Here is a 20624-nt window from a genome sequence, read left to right as displayed (position 1 = left end):
GGCTGTGGGAGTCAATGACCCTTGTCTAGGGTGGGGCCTGAACCGGACGCCAGGTGCGCGCAGCGAGGGATCCCGCCGACGCGCGCCGGGCCCGGACACGGGAGAGCTGCTTGAGAGGCGAGGCGAGATTGCGCGGTCACCGGGTGTTCGCGGATGCGTGGAAAAGAGCCCCGAGGTTCGCGGGCGCACCGGAGGGGACGCGAGTCTTTATAAGCCGTCCGGGAAAGGCGCGGGTCCTCGCGGGCGCGCCGGAAGGGGCGCGGGGGTGACGGCCCGGTACATGGGCATCGCGGAGGAGCTGCGCGACGCGATCATGCGAGGCGAGTATCCCGTGGGCGCCCAGCTGCCCTCGGAGGCCGAACTGGCCACCCGCTTCGCGGCCTCGCGCGGCACGATCCGCCAGGCGGTCGCCGTACTCGCCACCGAGGGCCTGGTCGGGTCCCGGCAGGGCGCCAGGCGCATCGTGCTCGGCCGTGAGCGCAGCCAGAGCTTCGCCGAGCTGCACAGCTTCGCCCAGTGGGCGCGGGCGATGGGCTACCGGGTGAGCGGGCAGGTGCTGCAGCAGCGCCGCAGGGGCGCGGGCGCCACCGAGGCCGTACGGCTGGCGCTCCAGCCAGGTGACCCGGTGCTCTCCGTGCTGCGGCTGCGCTCCCTGGAGGGCGAGCCGGTGATGCTGGAGCGCACGGTCTACGCCGGGTGGATCGCCCCGGCCGTCGAGCGCATCGAACCCGGCTGCGAGTCGGTCACCCAGGCGCTGTACGACAGCGTCGGCCTCGTCTTCGCCTACGGCGAGCACCTCATCGACGCGGTGGCCGCGGGCGTCCAGGACTCCAGGCTGCTGGCCGTGCGCAGGGGAAGCCCGCTGCTGCGCCAGCGCCGGGTCACCACCACCCACGAGGGACGGCCCGTCGAGTGGTCCGACGACCGCTACCGCGCGGGCAGCGTGACCTTCAGCATCCGCAACTCGGTGGACGCCAACCCGCTCGTACGGCAGATGGGTGACTTGCGCCCGGCGCCGTGAGAACGTATGTTCGATACGCCAGGCCCGCCTTCCCCCGGGTGTTCATCAGAAAGCCGCGGGAGAAGAAGCGTCTTGAGCAGACTTTACGGTGATCCCATCGAGGTGTGGATCCGCGACGGGCAGCCCATCCAGTTCGTCTGGCGCGACCGCCTGCACACCGTCCGCCGGGTCCTCGACCACTGGGTGGTCGCGCGTGAGTGGTGGAAGATCTCCGACAGCGATCCCGGCGAGCGCCGGTTCTGGCGGGTCGAGGCCGCCTCGGGCGGCCAGACCGGCACCTACGAGCTCAGGTTCGACACCGCGGGCGAGGGCTGGCTGCTGATCAGGGCATGGGACTGACACCCCGCCACGCCGGTCAGGACATGGGACCGGCGTCCCCGAGGGCTTTCCACCGCCGAGAACGCGAGACCGGCGCTCCGCGTGGACGCCTTCGACGAACCCCGACGGAGGCGGAAGGCAGGCACCCCGCCCCGCTGTGCCTCTCGCCGGGCGGGGCGGGCCTCGCTCACTGCCCGGCGGGATGGACCTCCTGGGGTCGGTCCTGCCCGGAGACCTCCGGCGGGGACGCCTCGCGGGAGGCGGGCGAGGGGGAGCTCTCCGCGAGGTTCTCCGCGAGCAGGTGCGGGACCGGCTCCGCCGGGGACGCCGGGAGGTGGCGCTCCGCCCTGGCCCGCCGCCGGTGCCTGGCACCCGCGGCCTGGATCCCGGTGATCTGCCGTACGGTCATCGCGCACAGCAGGGAGGCGACCGCGACGGCGACCAGCTCGGTCAGCCCGAAACCGGTCAGGTTCGTGCCCCCCTGGGAGGTCCCCGGCCACAGCCGCGCCAGCACCAGGGCGGCCGCGACCAGCCAGCTCAGCCACCAGGCGGTGAGCAGCGCCGTCCAGCGCAGACGGCGGTCGAGTGGCGGCCGGGAGGCCCGCCACAGCCGGTCGGCCAGCACGGCGGGCGCGACCAGGTTGACCACCGGCACGAACCAGCTCACCAGGACCGGCGCCACCGAGGGCCGGTCGGCCCCCTGCCTGGCCCGGATCAGCCAGTTCAGGTACGCGGCGACGGCGGCGATCCCGGTCGCCGCGAAGAACATGATCAGGATGGCGAAGACGGTGACCGCGCCGAAGACCGCGTCGGCGCCGGGGGCGTGGGGGTCGCCGTCGAGCTTGGATATCTCCAGGACGAGGCGCCGGCCACGGACCTGTTCGAAGACCGCCAGGGCGGCGATCGCGATCACCAGCGCGGTGAGAGTGCCGTGGACGGCCGAAGCCGACTTCTGTAGAGATGGGATAGAGCGCATGTATATCTCCCCCCGCCATGCGCCGAGGACCTGCCCTTTTTCTATCCCGTCAGCTCTCCCGCTAATCAGCCCGGATGTCCCGCTCAGCCGACGATTCCGGACTCCCACGCCCACGCGGCGATCTCCACCCGGTTCCTGGCGCCCAGCTTCGCCTGGATGCTGCCCAGGTGGGTCTTCACGGTCGACAGCGAGACGAACAGCTCGGCGGCGACCTCCTGGTTGGTCCGCCCCCTGGCCACCAGCCGCACGACGTCCAGCTCGCGCTCGGTGAGGGGCTCGCTGGGCGGCCGGACGGCACCGGTCCTGGGGTGGGACAGGTGTTCGAGCAGGCGTACGGTCACCGACGGCGACACCAGCGCGTCCCCGGCCGCGGCGGCCCGGATCGCCTCGATGAGCAGCGTCGGCCCGCTGTCCTTGAGCAGGAACCCGGTCGCCCCGGCGCGCAGCGCCCCGTAGACGTACTCGTCGAGGTCGAAGGTGGTGACGATGACCACCCTCATCGGGTCGGGCACCCCCGGCCCCGCGAGGATGCGGGTGGCCTCCAGGCCGTCCAGCTTGGGCATCCGGATGTCGAGCAGGCACACGTCCGGCCGCAGCCGCCGCGCCAGCTCGACGGCCTCGGCCCCGTTGGCGGCCGTAGCCAGGACCTCCATGTCCTGCTGGGCGTCCAGAATCATCTGGAACCCGGTCCGTACGAGTTCCTGGTCGTCGGCGATGAGCACCCGAATCGTCACCTGATGGATTGTGCCAGCCCGGGAGCGGACCCGGATCGGGCATCCGGCCGATGCCCCGGCTCCCGTCAGCCCAGGACCAGGTCCCTGACGGTCCTCAGGGAGGTCTCGTCGCGGGGGCCCATGACCAGGAGGTTGCTCACCGGGCTCCTCCGCCACAGCTCCAGGCGCTCGCGGACCCGGCCCGCCGGGCCGACCAGGGAGATGCCGTCGGCCAGCTCGTTGGGGATCGCGTTGAACGCCTCGTCCCTGCGTCCGGCCAGGTAGAGGGCCTGGATCTCCTCGGCGGCCTCGGCGTAGCCCATCCTGCCGATGATGTCGGCGTGGAAGTTGCGGCCCTTGGCCCCCATGCCGCCGATGTAGAGGGTCAGCATCATCTTCACCCCGTCCAGCGCCGCCCTGACGTCGTCGGTGATCACGGTCATGACCATCGCGGCGATGTCGAAGCCGGGACGGGCACCGGCGAGCGAGGGGCCGTACATCCGCTCGATCTTCTCGGGGAACACGAACAGCGGCAGCCAGCCGTCGGCGATTTCGGCGGCGAGCGCGACGTTCTTCGGGCCCTCCGCGCCGAGGTAGAGGGGGATCTCGGCGCGCAGCGGGCGGGTGATCAGCTTCAGCGGCTTGCCGAGGTTCGCGCCCCCGGGGTAGGGGAGGGGGTAGTGCTCGCCGTCGCTGGTCACCGGCTCCTCGCGGTGCCACACCTTACGCATGATCTCGACGTACTCGCGGGTGCGGGCGAGCGGTCTGGGGAACGGCCGTCCGTACCAGCCCTCGACGACCTGGGGCCCCGACGCGCCGATTCCGAGCAGCAGCCGCCCGCCGGTGAGATGATCCAGGGTCATCGCGGTCATCGCGGTCGCCGTCGGGGTCCTGGCGGAGATCTGCGCCACGGAGGTGCCCAGTTTGATGCGGGTCGTCCGCGCGCCGTACCAGGCCAGAGGGGTGAAGGCGTCGCTACCGTAGGCTTCCGCGGTCCAGACGGACTCGTACCCCAGCCGTTCCGCGGCCTGGACGAGCCCGGTGGCGTCGTCGGCGTTCCGCTGCCAGTAACCGAGGTTCAGGCCGAGCTTCAGGTCGGTGCTCACGGGGGTCTCCTCGCGACGTAAGCGACGTAACGCCGGACAGGCCCCGCAATTAGAACACGTTCTACATTGGTCGGTCGAGTGTGAGGTGTCGAAATTCGGTCTCCCGGGAAGCGTGCACTTGTGCTCAACGCCGCTCGCAAGCTCCTCTCCCTGTTGTCGCTCCTCGCCCTCGCCGCCATGGGAACGATCCCGGCCGTGGCGCACGCGGCGGGACGGCCCAACGTCGTGCTGATCCTCGTCGACGACCTGGACGCGGGTGATCTGCAGAAATTTCCCAACATCTGGAACCTCCTCGCCCGGGGTGGAACCGGCTTCGACAGGTTCTTCGTGCCCAACTCCTGGTGCTGCCCCTCGCGCGCGTCGATCATGCGGTGCCAGTACGTGCACAGCCACGGCGTGCTGACCAACACCGCCCCCGAGGGAGGTTTCACCAAGTACTACACATCCGGCTTGGAACGCTCCAATATCGCGACATGGATGAAGTCGGCCGGATACCGCACCGGACTGATGGGCAAATACCTCAACCACTATCCCGGCGGCGCCGCCTCCGCCACCCACGTGCCCCCGGGCTGGGACGAGTGGGACGTGCCGGTGCGCAGGCTGTACGAGGAGTACGGCTACACCCTCAACGAGAACGGCCTGCTGCGAAACTACGGCTTCGCGCCCCAGGACTATCTGACCGACGTCCTCAGCGCGAAGGCCGGGGCGTTCGTCTCCCAGCCCAGCCAAGATCCGTTCTTCCTCTATCTCGCCCCGGTCGCCCCGCACAACCCGGCCAACTACGCCCCCCGGCACGAGGCCGCCTTCGCCGGGGCGGTGGCCCCGCGCACCCCGTCCTTCAACCAGACGGACGTCAGCGCCGAACCCCTCTGGGTCAGGTCGCTCCCGCCGCTCGACGCCGCGAGGATTCGCAGGATCGACCGGCACTACCGCGACCGGCTCCGGGCGATGCTCGGCGTGGACGACATGGTGGGCGCCCTCGTCGAGTCGCTCAGGGCCTCCGGCAAGCTGGATGAAACGTATATCTTTTTCTCCTCCGATAACGGGTTCCACCTGGGCCAGCACCGGCTCGCCCACGGCAAGACCACGCCCTACGACGAGTCGATCAAGGTTCCGCTGCTGGTCAGGGGGCCCGGCGTGCAGGCGGGGCGCGTCGTCGGCGACGTGGCCGCGAGCGTGGACCTGGCCCCGACGTTCGCCGAGCTCGCCGGGGCCACGCTTCCCGACTTCGCCGAGGGGCGTTCCCTGCTGCCGCTCCTGCGGGGCGAGACGCCGCCCTCGTGGCGCCAGAACGTGTTGCTGGAGTTCTACCGCCCGACCAGTCCCGGCTCGGCCCGCCAGACCCCGGTCCCGGCCTACCAGGGGATGCGGACCGCCCGGAGCACCTTCGTCCGCTACTCGACCGGCGAGTACCAGCTCTACGACCTCGCCAGCGACCCCTACCAGCTCCGCAACCTCGCCGCCGAGACCCCGCTCCCGGTGATCGCCGAGTTCAACCGGCAACTCGACGCCCTGGTCTCCTGCTCGGGCGCCACCTGCCGCTCAGCCGACTCGGTCAGACCGCCCCTGCTGCCCTTCAGACCCCTCGTCGTCCTCAGCCCGTGGGGGACGTGAGATGCCGGGATAGGCCCGTCGCAGGTGGTCCTCGACGGCGGCCGAGGCCCCCGCCGCGTCCCCGGCGGCGATGGCCCGGTGGATCCGGCGGTGGTCGGCCATGAGCCCGGCCGTGTCGCCCAGGCGCTCGACCGCCTCGACCGCGTAGCGGCGGAGCGAGTCGCGCAGGGAGAGCATCATCGCGGTGGTCAGCCTGTTGCCCGAGGCCTCGGCGATGGCCACGTGGAAGGCCGTGTCGTGCTCGACGAACCCCTCGGCCGTCGTCGTGGCGTCCATGCGCTCCAGCGCGGCGGTGAGGGCGGACAGGTCGGCTCCGTGGACGGCGGCGTGCGAGGCCGACCACTTCTCGATCATCAGCCGGGCGTCGACGACCTCCTCCAGCGACAGGTTCGACAGCCCGAGGTGGAGCCTGAGCAGGTCGCTCAGGGCCTCCGCCGGTCTGGAGATGAGGAAGGCTCCCGCGTCCGGACCTCGTCCGACCTGCGAGGACACCACTCCCAGTGTCTCCAGCACCCGCATCGCCTCGCGTACCGACGACCGGCTCACCCGTAGCTGCTCGGCGAGCTGCCGCTCGCCGGGCAGGCGGTCCCCGACCCTGAGCCCGTCACCCGCGATGCGCCGCTCGATCTGGGCGATCACCTCCTCGAACGCCCGGGTGCGCCGGACCGGTTGCCAACCGCTCAAGAGGACCTCCTCTTGTGAAGGAATGTGGTCAGACCATACTGTGGTCGGACCATTGAAAGGAAGGAGTGCCGTGCGCGTCGCCCTCTTCATCACCTGCGTGAACGACACACTGTTCCCCGGCACCGGGCGGGCGGTCGTCACCCTGCTGCGCCGTCTCGGATGCGACGTCGAGTTCCCCCGGGCGCAGACCTGCTGCGGCCAGATGCACGTCAACACGGGATACCCCGAGGAGGGCGGGCGGCTCGCGCGGCACTTCGTGGACGTCTTCGCCGGGTACGACGCGGTCGTCGCACCGTCGGGATCGTGCGCCGCGATGGTCCGCGAGCAGTATCCGCGGCTCGCCCGCACCCCCGCCCTGACCGGATCTTCCGTCCTGGGGGCCGCCGGGAAAGGCGCGCCCGGTTCCTTCGCCGCCGAGGTGGCCGAGTTGACGCCCAAGGTCCACGACCTCTCCGAGTTCCTCGTCGACGTCCTCGGCGTCACCGACGTGGGCGCCTACTTCCCGCACCGGGTGACCTACCACCCGACCTGCCACTCGATGCGCATCCTCCGGGTGGGCGACCGGCCCACCCGGCTGCTGGAGCAGGTCAGGGGGCTGGAGCTGGTCCCGCTCCCCGGGGCCGACGAGTGCTGCGGCTTCGGCGGCACCTTCGCGGTGAAGAACCCGGCGATCTCCGCGGCCATGTGCGCCGACAAGGTGCACAACGTCGCGACCACCGGCGCCGAGGTGCTGTGCGCCGCCGACAACTCCTGCCTGATGCACATCGGCGGCACCCTGAGGCGTCAGCGCACGGGTGTGCGGGTCATGCACCTCGCCGAGATCCTCGCCGCCACGGAGGCCACCCGATGAGCGGCACGTTCATGAGTGTCCCGGCCGCTGATGAGAAGAGGGCCCGGCGGTGAGCGGCACGTTCCTGGGCATGCCCGCCTTCCCCGCGAACGCCGCGGTCGCCGTGCGGGACTCGCAGCTCAGATACAACCTCCGCAAGGCCACCCACACGATCCGCGGCAAGCGGGCCTCCGTGGTCGGCGAGCTGCCCGACTGGGCCGAGCTCCGCCGGGCGGGCAAGGAGATCAAGGACCACACCCTGCGCAACCTGGAGCGCTACCTCCTCCGCATGGAGGAGGCCGTCACCGCGGCGGGCGGCCACGTCCACTGGGCGGCCGACGCCGAGGAGGCCAACAGGATCGTCGCCGACCTGGTCAAGGCCACCGGCGAGACCAGCGTGGTCAAGGTCAAGTCGATGGCCACCCAGGAGATCGGCCTCAACGAGGCCCTCCTGGAGGAGGGCGTCACCGCGTACGAGACCGACCTGGCCGAGCTGATCGTCCAGCTCGGCGACGACTGGCCCTCGCACATCCTGGTCCCGGCGATCCACCGCAACCGCTCGGAGATCCGCGAGATCTTCCAGGACAAGATGGCCGACTGGGGCCGCGCGGCGCCCGAGGACCTGACCGACGAGCCCCGCGCGCTCGCCGAGGCCGCCAGGCTCCACCTGCGCGAGCGCTTCCTGTCGACCAAGGTCGCGATCTCCGGCGCCAACTTCATGATCGCCGAGACCGGAACGCTGGTCGTGCTGGAGTCCGAGGGCAACGGGCGGATGTGCCTCACCCTGCCCGAGACGCTGATCAGCGTGGTCGGCATCGAGAAACTGCTGCCGAGCTGGCGGGACCTGGAGGTCTTCCTCCAGCTGCTGCCCAGGAGCTCCACCGGCGAGCGGATGAACCCCTACACGTCCACCTGGACGGGCGCCGTCGAGGGTCAGGAGTTCCACCTGGTGCTGCTCGACAACGGCCGCACGGACGTGCTCGCCGACGAGGTGGGCCGCCAGGCGCTGCGCTGCATCCGCTGCTCCGCCTGCCTCAACGTCTGCCCGGTCTACGAGCGCGCCGGGGGCCACGCGTACGGCTCTGTCTATCCGGGACCGATCGGCGCCATCCTCACCCCGCAGTTGCGCGGGACCGCCTCGAAGCTGGACGCGTCGCTGCCGTACGCCTCGACGCTCTGCGGTGCCTGCTTCGACGCCTGCCCGGTCGCGATCGACATCCCCGAGGTCCTGGTCCACCTGCGCGGCAAGGTCCGCCACGCCCGCGTCGAGCGCCTGGGCATGCGCGCCGCCGGGTGGGTGTTCAACCGCCCCGCGCGGCTGGCACGCGCCCAGCGGCTCGGCGGGCGCCTGCGCAGGTTCGTCCCCGGGCGACTGCCGGGGCCGCTGTCGGCCTGGACCGACACCCGTGACATCCCCGACATCCCCGCCGAGTCCTTCCGCGACTGGTGGAACCGTACCGACGGAGGCGCCCGATGACCGCCGGAGCAGCCACCCCCGCGCCCGGCGCGGACGTCCCCACCGGTACGGGCAGCAGGGAGCGGATCCTGTCGAGGATCCGCTCCGCCGTGGCCGGAGCCCCCGACGTCGAGATCACCCGTACCTACCGCACGTCACCGGACCCGGTGGACCCGGCTGCCGGGGAAGGCGTGGTGGAGCTGTTCGCCGAGCGCGTGGCCGACTACCGGGCCGTCGTGCACGTGGTGGACGAGGCCGAGGCGGCCGCGACGATCGCGGCGGCGCTGGCCCGCCAGGGCGCCGTCAGGCTGGTCGTCCCCGACGGCCTGCCGCCGGAATGGGCCCCGGCCGACCCGGTCACCGACGACCCCCCGCTGAGCGCGGTGGAGCTGGACGGGGCGGACGGGGTCGTCACCGGATGCGCGGTCGCGATCGCGGAGACCGGCACCATCGTGCTGGACGCCGGACCCGGCCAGGGGCGGCGGGCGCTGACCCTGGTCCCGGACTACCACCTGTGCGTCGTACGGGCCGGGCAGATCGTGGCCGGTGTTCCCGAGGCCGTCGGCAGGCTCGACCCCTCCAGGCCGCTGACCTGGATCAGCGGCCCCTCCGCGACCAGCGACATCGAGCTGAACCGGGTGGAGGGCGTGCACGGCCCGCGCACGCTGGAGGTCGTCATCGTCCGCTGACCCGCGTCCTGGTCCGGTCCAGCTGGTCTCGTGTCTCTCGTGCTTCCTACGGGCGTGCCTTTACCGCGGCGGACCCGGCCCGGTGGGGATCTTGCGCGGGCGGGTCCCGCTGAGGTGAGGTTGGGGCCACACATCCCCCGGCAAGGAGGGCGCGTGACCGCGTTCGCACCCGATCCGCCGATCCTGACCGGCCGGCTCGTGATCCGGCCCTTCCACCCCGGTGACGCCGCCCGCGTCCGCTCGATCATCAAGGCGCGCGACAGGTTCCTGCCGCCCGGCGCGCCCGGACACCCGTCGGGCGTCTCCCAGTGGCTCTCCCACGGCGCGCACGAGCTGCGCCGCTCAGGACAGGGCGTACACCTGGCCATGGAGGCCGAAGGGCTGGTCGTGGGCGCGATCAGCCTCTTCAAGACCCTGTGGGGAGCCGGGACCACCGAGGTCGGGTACGGGGTGCACCCGCTGCACCGGGACCGGGGCTACGCCACCGAGGCCGTGCACGGTGTGGCGCGCTGGGTGTTCGCGACCACCGCGATGCGCAGGATCGAGCTCCGCGCCGACCTGGGCAACACGGCCTCCCTCCGGGTCGCGGAGAAGGCCGGTTTCGTCAGGGAGGGCGTGCTGCGCGCCGCCGAGCTGGGGGAGGACGGCCCGCGCGACATCGTGGTGTTCGGACTGCTCAGAAGTGACCTGTCCTGATCCACGCGGAATTTTCGCGTCGCGGGCGACACGGTGGAAGACGTACCTGGTCGGAAGGGGTGAGCCGGGCGGGGCGGGGAAGCGGGGCGCGAGACACGGGCGTGGCCATGCTGGACGTCCCCCGCGAGTCCGGTTACCGTGCCAGGGCGTGTGATCCAGATGACCCGGCCGGTGAGGGGCGTCGCCCGCCACCGACGGTCCGATCTTCGCGGCCCGTCACACCCGCGCGAGAAAAGACGTAATTTACCGATCCGTTACCTGTCCATGGAGTGGCGTTATCGGATATTGTCGCGAATCGCCACTGCGTAACCCCAGGTCAAGGTCATTGGAGTCCTGTTTCCATGAAACCGCCGCTGCTGCTCATCGGGCAGGGCTCGCACGACGACAATGGATCTGCTGAATTCGGTAGGTTCGTCCATCGGCTCCGCTGCCGCCTGGATCAGACGGCGGCGGACGTCTCCGGCGGCTACATCGCCCGGGCCAGACCGCGCCTCAGCGACTCCGTCGCCTCGCTCGTCGCGCGCGGGCACCATCGGATGGTGGCCCAGCCGATGAGCCTCACCGGCGACGTGTGGCTCGGCGCGGACATCCCCTCCGCGATGGCCCGCGAGCAGGAGAGGCACCCCATGCTGACCTGCGACTACGGCCGCCCCCTGGGCTCCGACCCCCGCATCCTCGCGCTGCTCGCCGAGCGGCTGGCCGACGCGGCCGCCGAGGTCGCCAGCCTCCGGCTGGTCCCGGCCGCCGCCGGGGCGTTCGACGACGAGCCCGAGCACATCGAGATCGGCGAGACCGCCGTGGTGCTGGTCGGCGACGGCTCCACCAGTCCCGAGACGAACGCCGACGTGCACCGGGTCTCCCGTCTCTTCTGGGAGACCCACGCCCACGAGTACATGACCGTGGAGACGGCCTTCGTCTCCCTCACCCCGCCCGGCGTCCCCGGCGGCATCGAGCGCTGCCGCCGCCTCGGCGCCAAGCGGGTGATCGTCGTCCCCTACCTGCTGTTCGCCGGTAGCCTGCTCGACCGCGTCTGGGCGCAGGCCATGGCCTACGCCGCGGGCCACTCGAACCTGGACGTCCGCTGCGCCGACGTCATCGGCGACTGCGAGGGCCTGGCCGACGTGGTCATCGAGCGCTACGAGGAGGCGCTCAGCGGCATCGCCTGGTGATCTCCCGCGCCTCCCGGTGCTTTTCCCGGTTTTCCCCGGTTTTTCCCGAAAAGCCGTATCCAAGGGAGACTGATCACATGACCATCCTTGAGGAGACCATCGCGGCGATCCGACCCGCCGACCCGGCGGCCGTCGCCGAGGCCCGAGCCCATCAGGACCGCCTGACCAAGCCCCGCGGCGCGCTGGGCGCCCTGGAGGACGTGGCGGTACGGCTGGCGGGGGCCGCCGGGGTCAGCCCGCCGCCGCTCCCGGTCCCCGCAGCCCTGGCGATCTTCGCCGCCGACCACGGCGTCCACGCCAGGGGCGTGACCCCGTGGCCACGGGAGGTCACCCTGCAGATGGTCGGCAACTTCCTCGCGGGCGGCGCGGTGGCCAACGCCTTCGCCGCCCAGGCCGGTGTCTCGGTGACGGTCGTCGACGTCGGCGTGGCCGCCGACCTCGACCCCGCGCCCGGCCTGACGATCAGCAAGGTCGCGTACGGCACGGCCGACCTGTCCCGGGGACCGGCGATGACCCCCGAGCAGGCGATGGCGGCCCTGGAGGCCGGGATGGCCGTGGCCCGCGACCTCGTCGACGGGGGCGCCCGCTGCCTGGTCACCGGCGACATGGGCATCGCCAACACCACCGCCTCGGCCGCGCTGATCTGCGCGTTCACCGGGTACGACGCGGCCGAGGTGACCGGCAGGGGCACCGGTGTCGACGACGAGACCCTGGCGCGCAAGGTCGAGGTGGTCCGCGAGGCCCTGCGGGTGAACGGCCTGGAGCGCGAGCGCGGCGGCGCCTCCGGGAGGTCCGCCCTGGAGACGCTGGCCGCGGTCGGCGGCCTGGAGCACGCGGCGATCGCCGGGTTCGTCCTCGCCGGGGCGGCTCTCCGCGTACCGGTCATCCTGGACGGCGTCATCGCCGGTGCGGCGGCGCTGGTGGCGGCGGCGCTCGCCCCCGACGTCGTCGACCACTGCGTCGCGGGACACCGCTCGGCCGAACCCGGCCACGCCGTCGCCCTGGACCACCTCGGGCTGCGGCCCCTGGTCGAACTGGAACTCCGGCTCGGCGAGGGTACGGGCGGCCTGCTCGCCCACCCCCTCGTCTGCGCCGCCGTCAGGGTGATGCACGAGGTCGCGACCTTCGATTCCGCCGGTGTGACGGACAAGGAAGCCTGATCTAGGGAAGTCTTAAGCCGATGGGTTGACAGCGGTCAGCGCATCCTTGACAGCTGTTAACACGGGGGCAGCGAAGAGGGTGCCGTTAGCCGGTAGGTTTACCTCTTAGCACGCCATGCTTCGCAATTCCTCGTGAACGGGAGATCTGTCGCCATGTCGCCCTATCTGCTTGGCTTGCGCCTCTCCGGGCGGCGAGTGCTCGTCGTCGGTGGAGGGCGCGTCGCCCAGCGGCGGGTGCCGGCGCTGCTCGACGCGGGCGCCCTGGTCACCATCGTCTCGACGAGCGTCACGCACGCCCTCGACGACCTCATCGCCACCGGCCGGGTGATCTGGGAGACCAGGCGTTACCAGGTCGGCGACGTCGACGGGGCCTGGCTGGTGCAGGCCTGCACGAACGACCGCGCGGTGAACGCCGCGGTGGCCGCGGAGGCCGAGGCCAAGCGGATCTGGTGCGTACGCGCCGACGACAAGGACGCCTCGGCGGCCTGGACCCCGGCCAGCGGCAAGGTGGACGAGATCAGCGTGGCGATCACCGCCGGAGGCGACCCCCGCCGCGCCGCCGGGATCAGGGACGCCGTCGTCGGAGCCCTCAGGGACGGCACGGTCGACGCCAGGCGCAACCGCACCAAGCCGGTGGGCGTCGCCCTGGTCGGCGGCGGGCCCGGCGACCCCGGCCTGATCACGGTCCGCGGGCGGCAGCTGCTGGCCCAGGCCGACGTGGTCGTCGCCGACCGCCTCGCCCCGCAGGCCCTGCTCGACGAGCTCTCCCCGGACGTCGAGCTGATCGACGCCGCGAAGATCCCCTACGGCCGCTACATGGCCCAGGAGAGGATCAACGAGCTGCTGATCGAGCACGCCAAGCAGGGCAAGTTCGTGGTCCGGCTCAAGGGGGGCGACCCGTTCGTCTTCGGCCGCGGCGGCGAGGAGATGCTCGCCTGCGCCCGCGAGGGCATCCCGGTCATCGTGGTTCCCGGCATCACCAGCCCGGTCGCGGTGCCCGCCGCCGCCAACGTGCCCGTGACACATCGCGGCGTGAGCCAGGAATTCCACGTGATCTCCGTACACGTCCCGCCGGGCGACGAGAGATCCACCGTCGACTGGCCCAATTTGGCCAGATCCGGCGGCACACTGGTGCTTATGATGGCGGTCGAACGGGTCGGAGTGATCGCCGAAACGCTGATCCATGACGGGCGTTCGCCGGAAACTCCCGTAATGGTGGTACAGGACGGTACTCTTCCCACCCAACGCGCTCTTTACGCCACGCTGTCCACCGTGGCGGAGCGCGTGAGCGCGGCCGGGATTCGGCCACCTGCGATCGTGATCGTCGGCGATGTCGTGAAGGTCGGCCAGGAGGTCGAGATGGTTCGAGCGGAGCGAGTACCGTGAAATCGGCTTCCAACAGGCCCCCCCATTCGGGTGGTGGCCGTGACCCTCGCCTTGCCGGCACCCCCCAGGAGCCACCTGACGACACCTCGTCGGATGACAAGGAATCCCCCGGCGAGCAGACGGTGACCTTCGGCGCCATCCGCGCCGACGACGACGCGGCCTCCATCCGCGCCCGCACCCAGCCCCCCGGGCCCCAGCCGCCGGGGACGGCCGTTCCCGGAGCGGCCCGGGGCCGGACGCTGGGGCCCGCGACTCCGGCTGTGCCCCCGGGCCCCGCGGGGCCGGGCCGGACAGGTGGTCCCGCGACCCCGGCCGGGGCGAGCGATCCCGCCGCCCCACCCGCCTCGAAAGAGGCGATGGCGGCCTTCCACGCCGCCGCCGCTGCCGCCCAGGCCAAGATCGAAGCCATCACCACCTCCCGCGACGCGGCCTCCAGGCCCGCCACCCCGGGCGCCCAGGGCGGTCGTCCGGCGAGCCCCGCCCGAGGCGGTCCCGCCGCCGCTCCGCCCGGTTCTCGCGGGGGCGGTCAGGGTGCTCCCGCTTCTCGTGGGGGCGGTCCGGGCGCGGCTCCCGGTCAGGGCGCTCCCGGCTCTCGTGGAGGCGGTCCGGGCGGGATTCCCGGTCAGGGTGCTCCCGCTTCTCGCGGGGGTGGTCCCGGTGGGGCTCCTGGTCAGGGTGCTCCCGGTTTCCGTGGGGGCGGTCCCGTCGCTGCTCCCGGTCAGGGTTCTTCCGCCTCGCGTCCCGGTGCCCCCGTGCCGCCGGGCGTTCCTCGCACCCCGGGCCCCGCCACGCCTTCCTCCGGTGCTCCCGGAGCGTCCCGGGGAGGTGCTCCCGGCTCTCGGGGCGGCCCCGGTGCGGCCCCCGGACAGGGCGTTCCCGGCTATCCGAACCCCTCCCGTGGGGGTGCTCCCGGTTCCGATGCTTCCGCCCCCCGAGGTGTCCCGGCCTCGCCGGGTGCTCCCGTCTTCCCGGGCGTTCCCCGAGAGGGCATTCCCACCGCTTCTCCGGGCGTTCCCCGAGGGCAGGGCGCTCCCGGTTCCCCGGGCGCCTCTCGCGAGGACACCGCTCCCGGTGCTCCCGGCGCTCTCTTCCGCCCGGGTGCCCCCGTCCCGCCGAGCGTTCCTCGCACCCCGGGCCCAGCCACGCCTTCCTCCGGTGCCTCCGCCGCCCCCGGCTCTGCCTTCCGGCCGGGTGCCCCTGTCTCTCCGAGCGCTCCCCGAGACGGGGACGTCCCGGACACCGCTCCCGGCGCGATTTTCCGCCCGGGTGCACCCGTCCCCCCGAGTCCCCGTACAGGTGGCCCCGCCACGCCCCCGCCCGGCGGCGCCGGAAGCGGGGCTCCGGGTCCCGCCGCCGGTGCCTCTCGTACGGCCGATGAGGATCTTCTCTCCCGGTCAGGGAACGACGCGCCCGGCGGCCAGGACGAGCGGTCCCGCGCCGAAGGCGCTCCGCCCCTTCGCGCGAGCAGGACCGATGAGGAGCAGGAGCGGTCCGAGGAGGCTACGGAACGGGACAAGGTCGTCATCATCCTCGACGCGACCCCCGAGGAGCCGCGCGACGTCTCCGGGGACAGCGCGGAGAGTGACGACACGACGTCCGGCACCGGCCACGTCGAGGCCGGACGGCGCCTGAAAGACGGCGCGGACGGCGAGACCGCCGACACCTCGCGGGCCGACGACGTTCTACGAGCCAGCGCCGAGGGCGCCGACGGTGTCCGGAGCGACGGCCGTGGCGATCTCGCGTCCCAGGACGAGGTCGAGGACGAACCCGCCGAGACCGACGACGCCGAGACCGGTGACGCGGCCTCGCAGGCCGTTGAGACCGGCGAGGAGGCCGGGAGCGACGCCGGTATCGCTGAGACCGGCGGCCGGACCGCGACCGACACCGAGCCCTCCGCGACTGCCGACGAGACGCGGGGCGAGAACACCGAGGACGAGACCGGAACCACCGACGCGGAGGCCGAGACCGAGATCGAGGCCGAAACCGAGGACGACGCGGGGGCGCCGGTCGGCCGGACGCGGGAGACCCCGCTTCCCGAGGCCGTCTCCGAGGCTCTGAGCAGCGCGCTCACCGCCGTACGCACCGGGGTCACCGACCTCAGCTTCGGCCTGGACCTCCCCGGCGCGGAGGAGGCCAGACGGGTCCAGAGCGAGATCCTGGCCCAGCTCGACGACTACGTGATCCCTCGTGTCCACACGAGCACCGCGCCCGCGCTCGTCGTGGTCGCGGGCTCCACCGGCGCGGGCAAGTCCACACTTCTCAACACCCTGGCCAACGCCAAGGTCAGCGCGACCGGCGTACGCCGCCCGACGACCGGTACGCCCGTCCTGGCCTGCCACCCCGACGACCACGAGTGGTTCGCCAAGGGTGATCTGCTCGGCAGCCTCCGGCGGCTCAGCGAGCCCGATCCCGAGGCCGCCTCCGGGGGTCTCGTGCTCGTCTCCACCGAGCGCCTCCCGCCCGGCGTGGCCCTGCTCGACACCCCCGACATCGACTCGGTCGTCGAGGAGCACCACGAGATCGCCCACCGCATGCTCGACGCGGCCGATCTGTGGATCTTCGTCACCACCGCCGCCCGGTACGCCGACGCCCCGGCCTGGCGGCTGCTCCGCCTGGCCAAGGAGCGCGGGGCCCGGCTGGCCATCGTGCTTTCCCGCGTGCCGCCCAGGTCCCGGGAGGTCATCTCCAAGCACTTCGTCAGGATGCTCACCGAGTACGGTCTCGGCGAGGTCGACCGCTTCGTCATCAACGAGAGCAAGGTCACCGACGGGATGCTCCCCGACAACGAGGTGAGCGAGCTGCGCCTCTGGCTGACGGAGCTGTCTGTCGACGACCGGCGCCGCGCGCAGGCCGTACGGGCGACCCTGGACGGGGTGCTGAACAGCTTCCGCACCCGTGTCCCCGCGCTGGCCAAGCAACTGGAGATCCAGGTCGCCTTCCGGAGGGATCTTCGCGGCGACGTGGACGGCGCCTACGCCCGCGCGCTGGCCGACATCGACAAGAGCACCGGCGACGGCTCGCTGCTCCGGGGCGAGGTGCTCGCCCGCTGGCAGGACTTCGCCGGGTCCGGCGACCTCATGCGTACCCTCCACCTGCGCAAGCCGGGCCGCTTCGGCGGCAAGGCGGGCCAGCAGGCGCCCGAGCGGCTCAGTGCCCTGAAGTCCGCGCTGCGGGCGGGGCTGGAGTCGGTGGTCGTCTCGGCGGCGCAGCGGGCCGCGGAGGAGGCCACCTCGCGCTGGCTGAACCGTCCGGGCGCGCAGGAGGCCCTGGCGGCGGCACCCGGCCTCGGCCGCGCGTCCGACGAGCTGCTGCGCAGGACCGGCCGGACCATCGCGGCCTGGCAGGAGCACATCATCGAGCTGATACGCACCGAGGGGGTGACCAAGCGGTCGGTGGCCAGGGTGATCTCCTTCGACGTCGAGTCCCTCTCGCTGATCCTGACCATCGGGCTGCTCGGTTACGGCTCCTCGGACGCGCAGAACGGCACCGGGGCGCTACCGCAGCGGCTGGTGCACGCGCTGCTCGGCGCGGAGTCGCTGCGCAACATCGGCGTGAAGGCCCGGAGCGATCTCCGAGCCCGGATCGACATGCTCTTCGACGACGAGATGGCGCGGTACGCCCAGGCTCTCGACGGTGCGGGCATACCTGACGAATCCGCCGCCACCCGCCTTTACCAGGCAACGTACAACCTTGAGGTCGCCCGATGAGTGTTGGCACCACCCAGTCAGGCCAGGGTCTCGGCAGCCGGCTCGCCGCGCTGGCTCGGATCGTGGAGCTGGGGCCGGGCAGGGTCGAGCCCAAGCTCCTCGCCGAGTCGGGTCAGCTGCTGCTGCGCGCCGGTGACAGGCTCAAGCTCTCCTCCGACCACACCGTGGTTGCGCTCGCGGGAGGTACGGGCAGCGGCAAGTCGACACTGTTCAACTCGATCTCCGGCCTGGAACTGTCACCGACGGGGGTGCGCCGCCCGACCACGGCCCGTACGCACGCCTGCGTCTGGGGTCTGGACGGCGCGGGCCCGCTGCTCGACTGGCTGCAGATCCAGTGGCGGCACCGCTTCGCGCGGGCCAGCGCCCTGGACCGGGGCGAGAGCCAGCTCCACGGGCTGATCCTGCTCGACCTGCCCGACCACGACTCCATCCGGGCGCTGACCGACACAGAGGCCGACCGGCTGATCCAGGTCGCCGACCTCGTCGTGTGGGTGCTCGACCCGCAGAAGTACGCCGACGCCTCCACGCACCGGCGCTACGTGACCGATCTGGCCGGGCACGAGGCGGCGACGATCTTCGTGCTCAACCAGGCGGACCGGCTCGACCAGGAAGAACTCGCCGAGTGCGTCGCGGACCTGGACTCCCTGCTCCGTCGCGAGGGGGTCGAGCGCCCCGTGATCGTCACCACCTCGGCGATCACGGGCAGGGGCGTCGACGACCTCAAGGCCGTTCTCGCCGAGACGGTCTCCCAGCGCAGGGCCGCGACCCAGCGGCTGGAGGCCGACCTCGGCCGGTTGACGCTCCGTCTCGCGAAGGTCGCGCCCGCCGACGGCGCCTCCGCCCCGCCCTCCTCCATCGACGACGCCCGCAGGATCGGTCTCACCGACGCCCTCTGTGACGCGGTCGGCGTCCCCGCCGTCGGTGAGGCGATGGAGAACGTGTACGCCGCGCGGTCCGGCGAGTGGGTCGGCTGGCCCTACACCCGCTGGGCCGGAAAACTCCGTCCCGACCCGCTGAACAGCCTGCGCCTGGGCGACCTGCGAGACGAGATCCACGGCCTGACCGGCGGCTCGGTCAGCGCGCAGCCCGCCGAGGTGGACACCGCCGTGCAGGCACTCGCCGACGGCCTGACCTCGGGCATGCACGAGGCGTGGCAGAACGGGATCAGGGACGCCGCGCGTTCCCGTTCCGCGCAGCTGCCCGAGGTGCTCTCCGAGGAGCTGTCGGAGGTCGCGCCGCGCCTGGACAGGGTTCCCGGCTGGTGGCGGCTGCTTCTGGCCTGGCAGTACCTTCTGGTCCTGCTCTTCGTCGCGGGCCTGGCCTGGGTCGGTACGGCTCTCACCTATGGCGTGTTCGGCTCGGGGGACCCGCCGGAGGGGCTGGAGGTGTTCGGCGACGCCGCCTCGCTGCCGTGGGTCGGGTTGATGATCTTTTCCGTCCTGGGGCTCGGGGCGCTCACCGCGACGGCCAGCCGCAACTTCGTCGTGCTCGGCGCGGGCAACGAGCGTGACGCGCTGGAGCGCGAGATGCGTCGCAGGGTCGCCGGGGTCGCCGAGAGCATGGTGATCGAGCCGGTGGAGCGGGAGCTGACCCGTTATAACGAGTTCTACTCGGCCATGCGGGGCCTGCGGGGCTGACTCTTCGCTCCGGGGCCTGTGTTCCCGGGCAGCTGTTTCTGGGGCAGCGTCCTTCGGAGTGTCCGGAAACGCTGCTCCGATCCCGTTTTCCCGTACGAACCGGCTTGCCTTTTGGTGGGGTTGTCCACAGCCTTCTCCCGTGTCCCGGACTTTTCCCCAGAACGTGATTCGGTAGCCCGTGCGGGGGGCGGGCCGGGCCATCGTGTCTTTCACGCCGCCGGCACTCGGCCGGCTCTTTTGGGAGGCACGATGAACGACATCTACGTCACGCTGACCGGTAACGTCGCGGCCCCGCCGCGCCAGCACACCTTCCCCGACGGCTCCCGGGTGACCTCGCTCAAGGTCGCCTCGACGAGCCGTTACTTCGATCGGGAGAACCAGCAGTGGCGCAACGGCGAGACGACCTACTTCGGCGTCCGCTGCTTTCGCGGGCTCGCCGACAACGTCGCCCAGTCGGTCCATGTGGGCCACCCGGTCGTGGTCCAGGGGCGGCTGCGGATCCGCGAGTTCGCCCACGAGGGGGAGCGCCGGTTCATGCCCGAGGTCGAGGCCAACTCGCTCGGTCACGACCTGCGCTGGGGGCTCGGGAGCTTCACCAAGCCGCAGCGCAGCGGGCCGGTCGCGGCCCTCGGCAGCGCGGAGCGGATCGAGCTTGACCGCGAGACCTCCGACTGGGCCATGAGCGGCGGCACCCCCGTGGAGGCCGGGGCTTTCGGCACCCTGTCCCCGCTGAGGGCAGGATTCGCCGAGACGCCCGCGCCGCGTGAGGCGTTCGAGGACGGTGTGACCCCCACGAACACCACCGATCGCTCGGAGACCGTCGATTGTCCGGACACCGTCGGTTCCGGAGACACCACCCATCCCTGGGACGCCGTCGAGGTCCCGTCGCATGGGGCGGATCACGAGCCCACCGGAGAGGATCACGATCCCGCCGGGGAGGAAGTGGCTGAGGGGGAGGCCGTGGTCAAGAGGGTGAGGGCGGCGAGAAGCGCGACGGCGAGGCGGCGAGACGGGATGGGGACGAGGAATTCGGGCGCGAGGAAGGAGACGGCCGCCGACGGGCCGGATGTGGTGAAGATCCACCCGGGGGCGGCCGATGAGACGCCCTGGCCGACCAGGGAGCCCGTGGCGGCCTGAGCCGCTTCCCGCCGGGAGGTCCGGGCGGCGGGCCTCCCGGCGGGCCAAGGGCTCACGGCCGGAGCGCGGGCAGGCGTCCGCGAGCCGGAGAGAAGGCACGTCGCAGGAAGGCGCGTCGGAGGAAGCCACGTCGAAGGAAGGCAGGCCGGAGGAAGCCGCGTGGGGGGAGGGTCTCCGAAGGAAGGCGAGACAGAGACCCGGGGAAAGCGAGACAGGAGATCGGAGATCGAGGAAGGCGAGACAAGGGGCCCGGAGGAGGCGAGACGAAGAGCCCAGGGAAAGCGGGACGGGGAAGCCGGGAAAGGCGCGACAGGAGGACGGGGGCA

At 72.0% G+C, this 20624-nt stretch carries 17 protein-coding genes; 13 read left to right on the top strand and 4 right to left on the bottom strand.

What is annotated here, in order from left to right; all coding sequences use genetic code 11:
* Positions 1-265 precede the first annotated feature (265 nt).
* Both ACW9TB_RS04075 and ACW9TB_RS04070 read left to right on the top strand, forming a co-directional pair.
* Positions 266-1021 carry a GntR family transcriptional regulator gene (locus tag ACW9TB_RS04075; RefSeq protein WP_472746551.1) on the top strand — a complete coding sequence of 252 codons (756 nt, stop codon included), beginning with the start codon at positions 266-268 and terminating at the stop codon, positions 1019-1021.
* A gap of 72 nt (positions 1022-1093) precedes the next feature.
* On the top strand, positions 1094-1360 hold the full coding sequence (locus tag ACW9TB_RS04070) for a DUF6504 family protein (RefSeq protein ID WP_472746550.1): 267 nt from the start codon (positions 1094-1096) through the stop codon (positions 1358-1360).
* 166 nt (positions 1361-1526) lie between these two features.
* Here ACW9TB_RS04070 and ACW9TB_RS04065 read toward each other — a convergent pair whose 3' ends face one another.
* The 3 genes from ACW9TB_RS04065 to ACW9TB_RS04055 all read right to left on the bottom strand — a co-directional run bounded on the left by ACW9TB_RS04065 (position 1527) and on the right by ACW9TB_RS04055 (position 4134).
* The gene (locus ACW9TB_RS04065; protein WP_472746549.1) at positions 1527-2315 is read right to left on the bottom strand and encodes a DUF4328 domain-containing protein; all 789 of its coding nucleotides are present in this window, start codon (positions 2313-2315) and stop codon (positions 1527-1529) included.
* A gap of 83 nt (positions 2316-2398) precedes the next feature.
* The gene (locus tag ACW9TB_RS04060; protein ID WP_472746548.1) at positions 2399-3049 is read right to left on the bottom strand and encodes a response regulator; all 651 of its coding nucleotides are present in this window, start codon (positions 3047-3049) and stop codon (positions 2399-2401) included.
* Positions 3050-3114: 65 nt separating this feature from the next.
* Positions 3115-4134 carry an LLM class F420-dependent oxidoreductase gene (locus tag ACW9TB_RS04055; RefSeq protein ID WP_472746547.1) on the bottom strand — a complete coding sequence of 340 codons (1020 nt, stop codon included), beginning with the start codon at positions 4132-4134 and terminating at the stop codon, positions 3115-3117.
* 120 nt (positions 4135-4254) lie between these two features.
* Here ACW9TB_RS04055 and ACW9TB_RS04050 point away from each other — a divergent pair, with 120 nt between their 5' ends.
* Positions 4255-5748: a sulfatase family protein gene (locus tag ACW9TB_RS04050; protein WP_472746546.1), complete on the top strand. Its 1494-nt coding sequence runs from the start codon at positions 4255-4257 to the stop codon at positions 5746-5748.
* Here ACW9TB_RS04050 and ACW9TB_RS04045 read toward each other — a convergent pair.
* Positions 5677-6432, bottom strand: coding sequence for a FadR/GntR family transcriptional regulator (locus ACW9TB_RS04045; protein ID WP_472746545.1), 756 nt, complete (start codon positions 6430-6432; stop codon positions 5677-5679). The two genes, ACW9TB_RS04050 and ACW9TB_RS04045, sit on opposite strands and share 72 nt — an antisense overlap.
* A 70-nt stretch (positions 6433-6502) precedes the next feature.
* On the opposite strand from ACW9TB_RS04045, the gene ACW9TB_RS04040 reads away from it, so the two are divergent.
* The 10 genes from ACW9TB_RS04040 (at position 6503) to ACW9TB_RS03995 (ending at position 20298) form a co-directional block, all read left to right on the top strand.
* The gene (locus tag ACW9TB_RS04040) at positions 6503-7282 is read left to right on the top strand and encodes a (Fe-S)-binding protein (protein ID WP_472746544.1); all 780 of its coding nucleotides are present in this window, start codon (positions 6503-6505) and stop codon (positions 7280-7282) included.
* A gap of 49 nt (positions 7283-7331) precedes the next feature.
* On the top strand, positions 7332-8738 hold the full coding sequence (locus ACW9TB_RS04035; protein ID WP_472746543.1) for a lactate utilization protein B: 1407 nt from the start codon (positions 7332-7334) through the stop codon (positions 8736-8738).
* Positions 8735-9406 carry a LutC/YkgG family protein gene (locus ACW9TB_RS04030; RefSeq protein ID WP_472746542.1) on the top strand — a complete coding sequence of 224 codons (672 nt, stop codon included), beginning with the start codon at positions 8735-8737 and terminating at the stop codon, positions 9404-9406. The genes ACW9TB_RS04035 and ACW9TB_RS04030 overlap by 4 nt, the downstream gene beginning before the upstream one ends.
* Before the next feature lie 153 nt (positions 9407-9559).
* The gene (locus ACW9TB_RS04025; protein ID WP_472746541.1) at positions 9560-10102 is read left to right on the top strand and encodes a GNAT family N-acetyltransferase; all 543 of its coding nucleotides are present in this window, start codon (positions 9560-9562) and stop codon (positions 10100-10102) included.
* Between the two features lie 341 nt (positions 10103-10443).
* The gene (locus tag ACW9TB_RS04020) at positions 10444-11271 is read left to right on the top strand and encodes a sirohydrochlorin chelatase (protein ID WP_472746540.1); all 828 of its coding nucleotides are present in this window, start codon (positions 10444-10446) and stop codon (positions 11269-11271) included.
* Positions 11272-11348: 77 nt separating this feature from the next.
* Positions 11349-12431: a nicotinate-nucleotide--dimethylbenzimidazole phosphoribosyltransferase gene (gene cobT, locus ACW9TB_RS04015; protein WP_472746539.1), complete on the top strand. Its 1083-nt coding sequence runs from the start codon at positions 11349-11351 to the stop codon at positions 12429-12431.
* Between the two features lie 153 nt (positions 12432-12584).
* Positions 12585-13817, top strand: a complete 1233-nt coding sequence (cobA, locus tag ACW9TB_RS04010) for a uroporphyrinogen-III C-methyltransferase (RefSeq protein WP_472746538.1) — start codon at positions 12585-12587, stop codon at positions 13815-13817.
* 752 nt (positions 13818-14569) lie between these two features.
* Positions 14570-17524 (top strand): GTPase, encoded by a 2955-nt coding sequence (locus ACW9TB_RS04005; RefSeq protein WP_472746537.1) that lies wholly within the window; start codon positions 14570-14572, stop codon positions 17522-17524.
* Positions 17521-19161, top strand: coding sequence for a GTP-binding protein (locus ACW9TB_RS04000; protein ID WP_472746536.1), 1641 nt, complete (start codon positions 17521-17523; stop codon positions 19159-19161). The genes ACW9TB_RS04005 and ACW9TB_RS04000 overlap by 4 nt, the downstream gene beginning before the upstream one ends.
* Before the next feature lie 249 nt (positions 19162-19410).
* Positions 19411-20298: a single-stranded DNA-binding protein gene (locus ACW9TB_RS03995; protein ID WP_472746535.1), complete on the top strand. Its 888-nt coding sequence runs from the start codon at positions 19411-19413 to the stop codon at positions 20296-20298.
* The last annotated feature ends 326 nt before the right edge of the window (positions 20299-20624 follow it).

This window comes from Streptosporangium sp. H13245 (assembly GCF_055690525.1).
This window is presented reverse-complemented; position numbering and strand designations above follow the sequence as displayed.

Excerpts from the sequence above, each read along its gene's own strand:
- ACW9TB_RS04065 (WP_472746549.1), bottom strand. The coding sequence starts at position 2,315 with ATGCGCTCTATCCCATCTCTACAGAAGTCGGCTTCGGCCGTCCACGGC.
- ACW9TB_RS04030 (WP_472746542.1), top strand. The coding sequence starts at position 8,735 with ATGACCGCCGGAGCAGCCACCCCCGCGCCCGGCGCGGACGTCCCCACC.
- ACW9TB_RS04020 (WP_472746540.1), top strand. The coding sequence starts at position 10,444 with ATGAAACCGCCGCTGCTGCTCATCGGGCAGGGCTCGCACGACGACAAT.
- cobT (WP_472746539.1), top strand. The coding sequence starts at position 11,349 with ATGACCATCCTTGAGGAGACCATCGCGGCGATCCGACCCGCCGACCCG.
- cobA (WP_472746538.1), top strand. The coding sequence starts at position 12,585 with ATGTCGCCCTATCTGCTTGGCTTGCGCCTCTCCGGGCGGCGAGTGCTC.
- ACW9TB_RS04000 (WP_472746536.1), top strand. The coding sequence starts at position 17,521 with ATGAGTGTTGGCACCACCCAGTCAGGCCAGGGTCTCGGCAGCCGGCTC.
- ACW9TB_RS03995 (WP_472746535.1), top strand. The coding sequence starts at position 19,411 with ATGAACGACATCTACGTCACGCTGACCGGTAACGTCGCGGCCCCGCCG.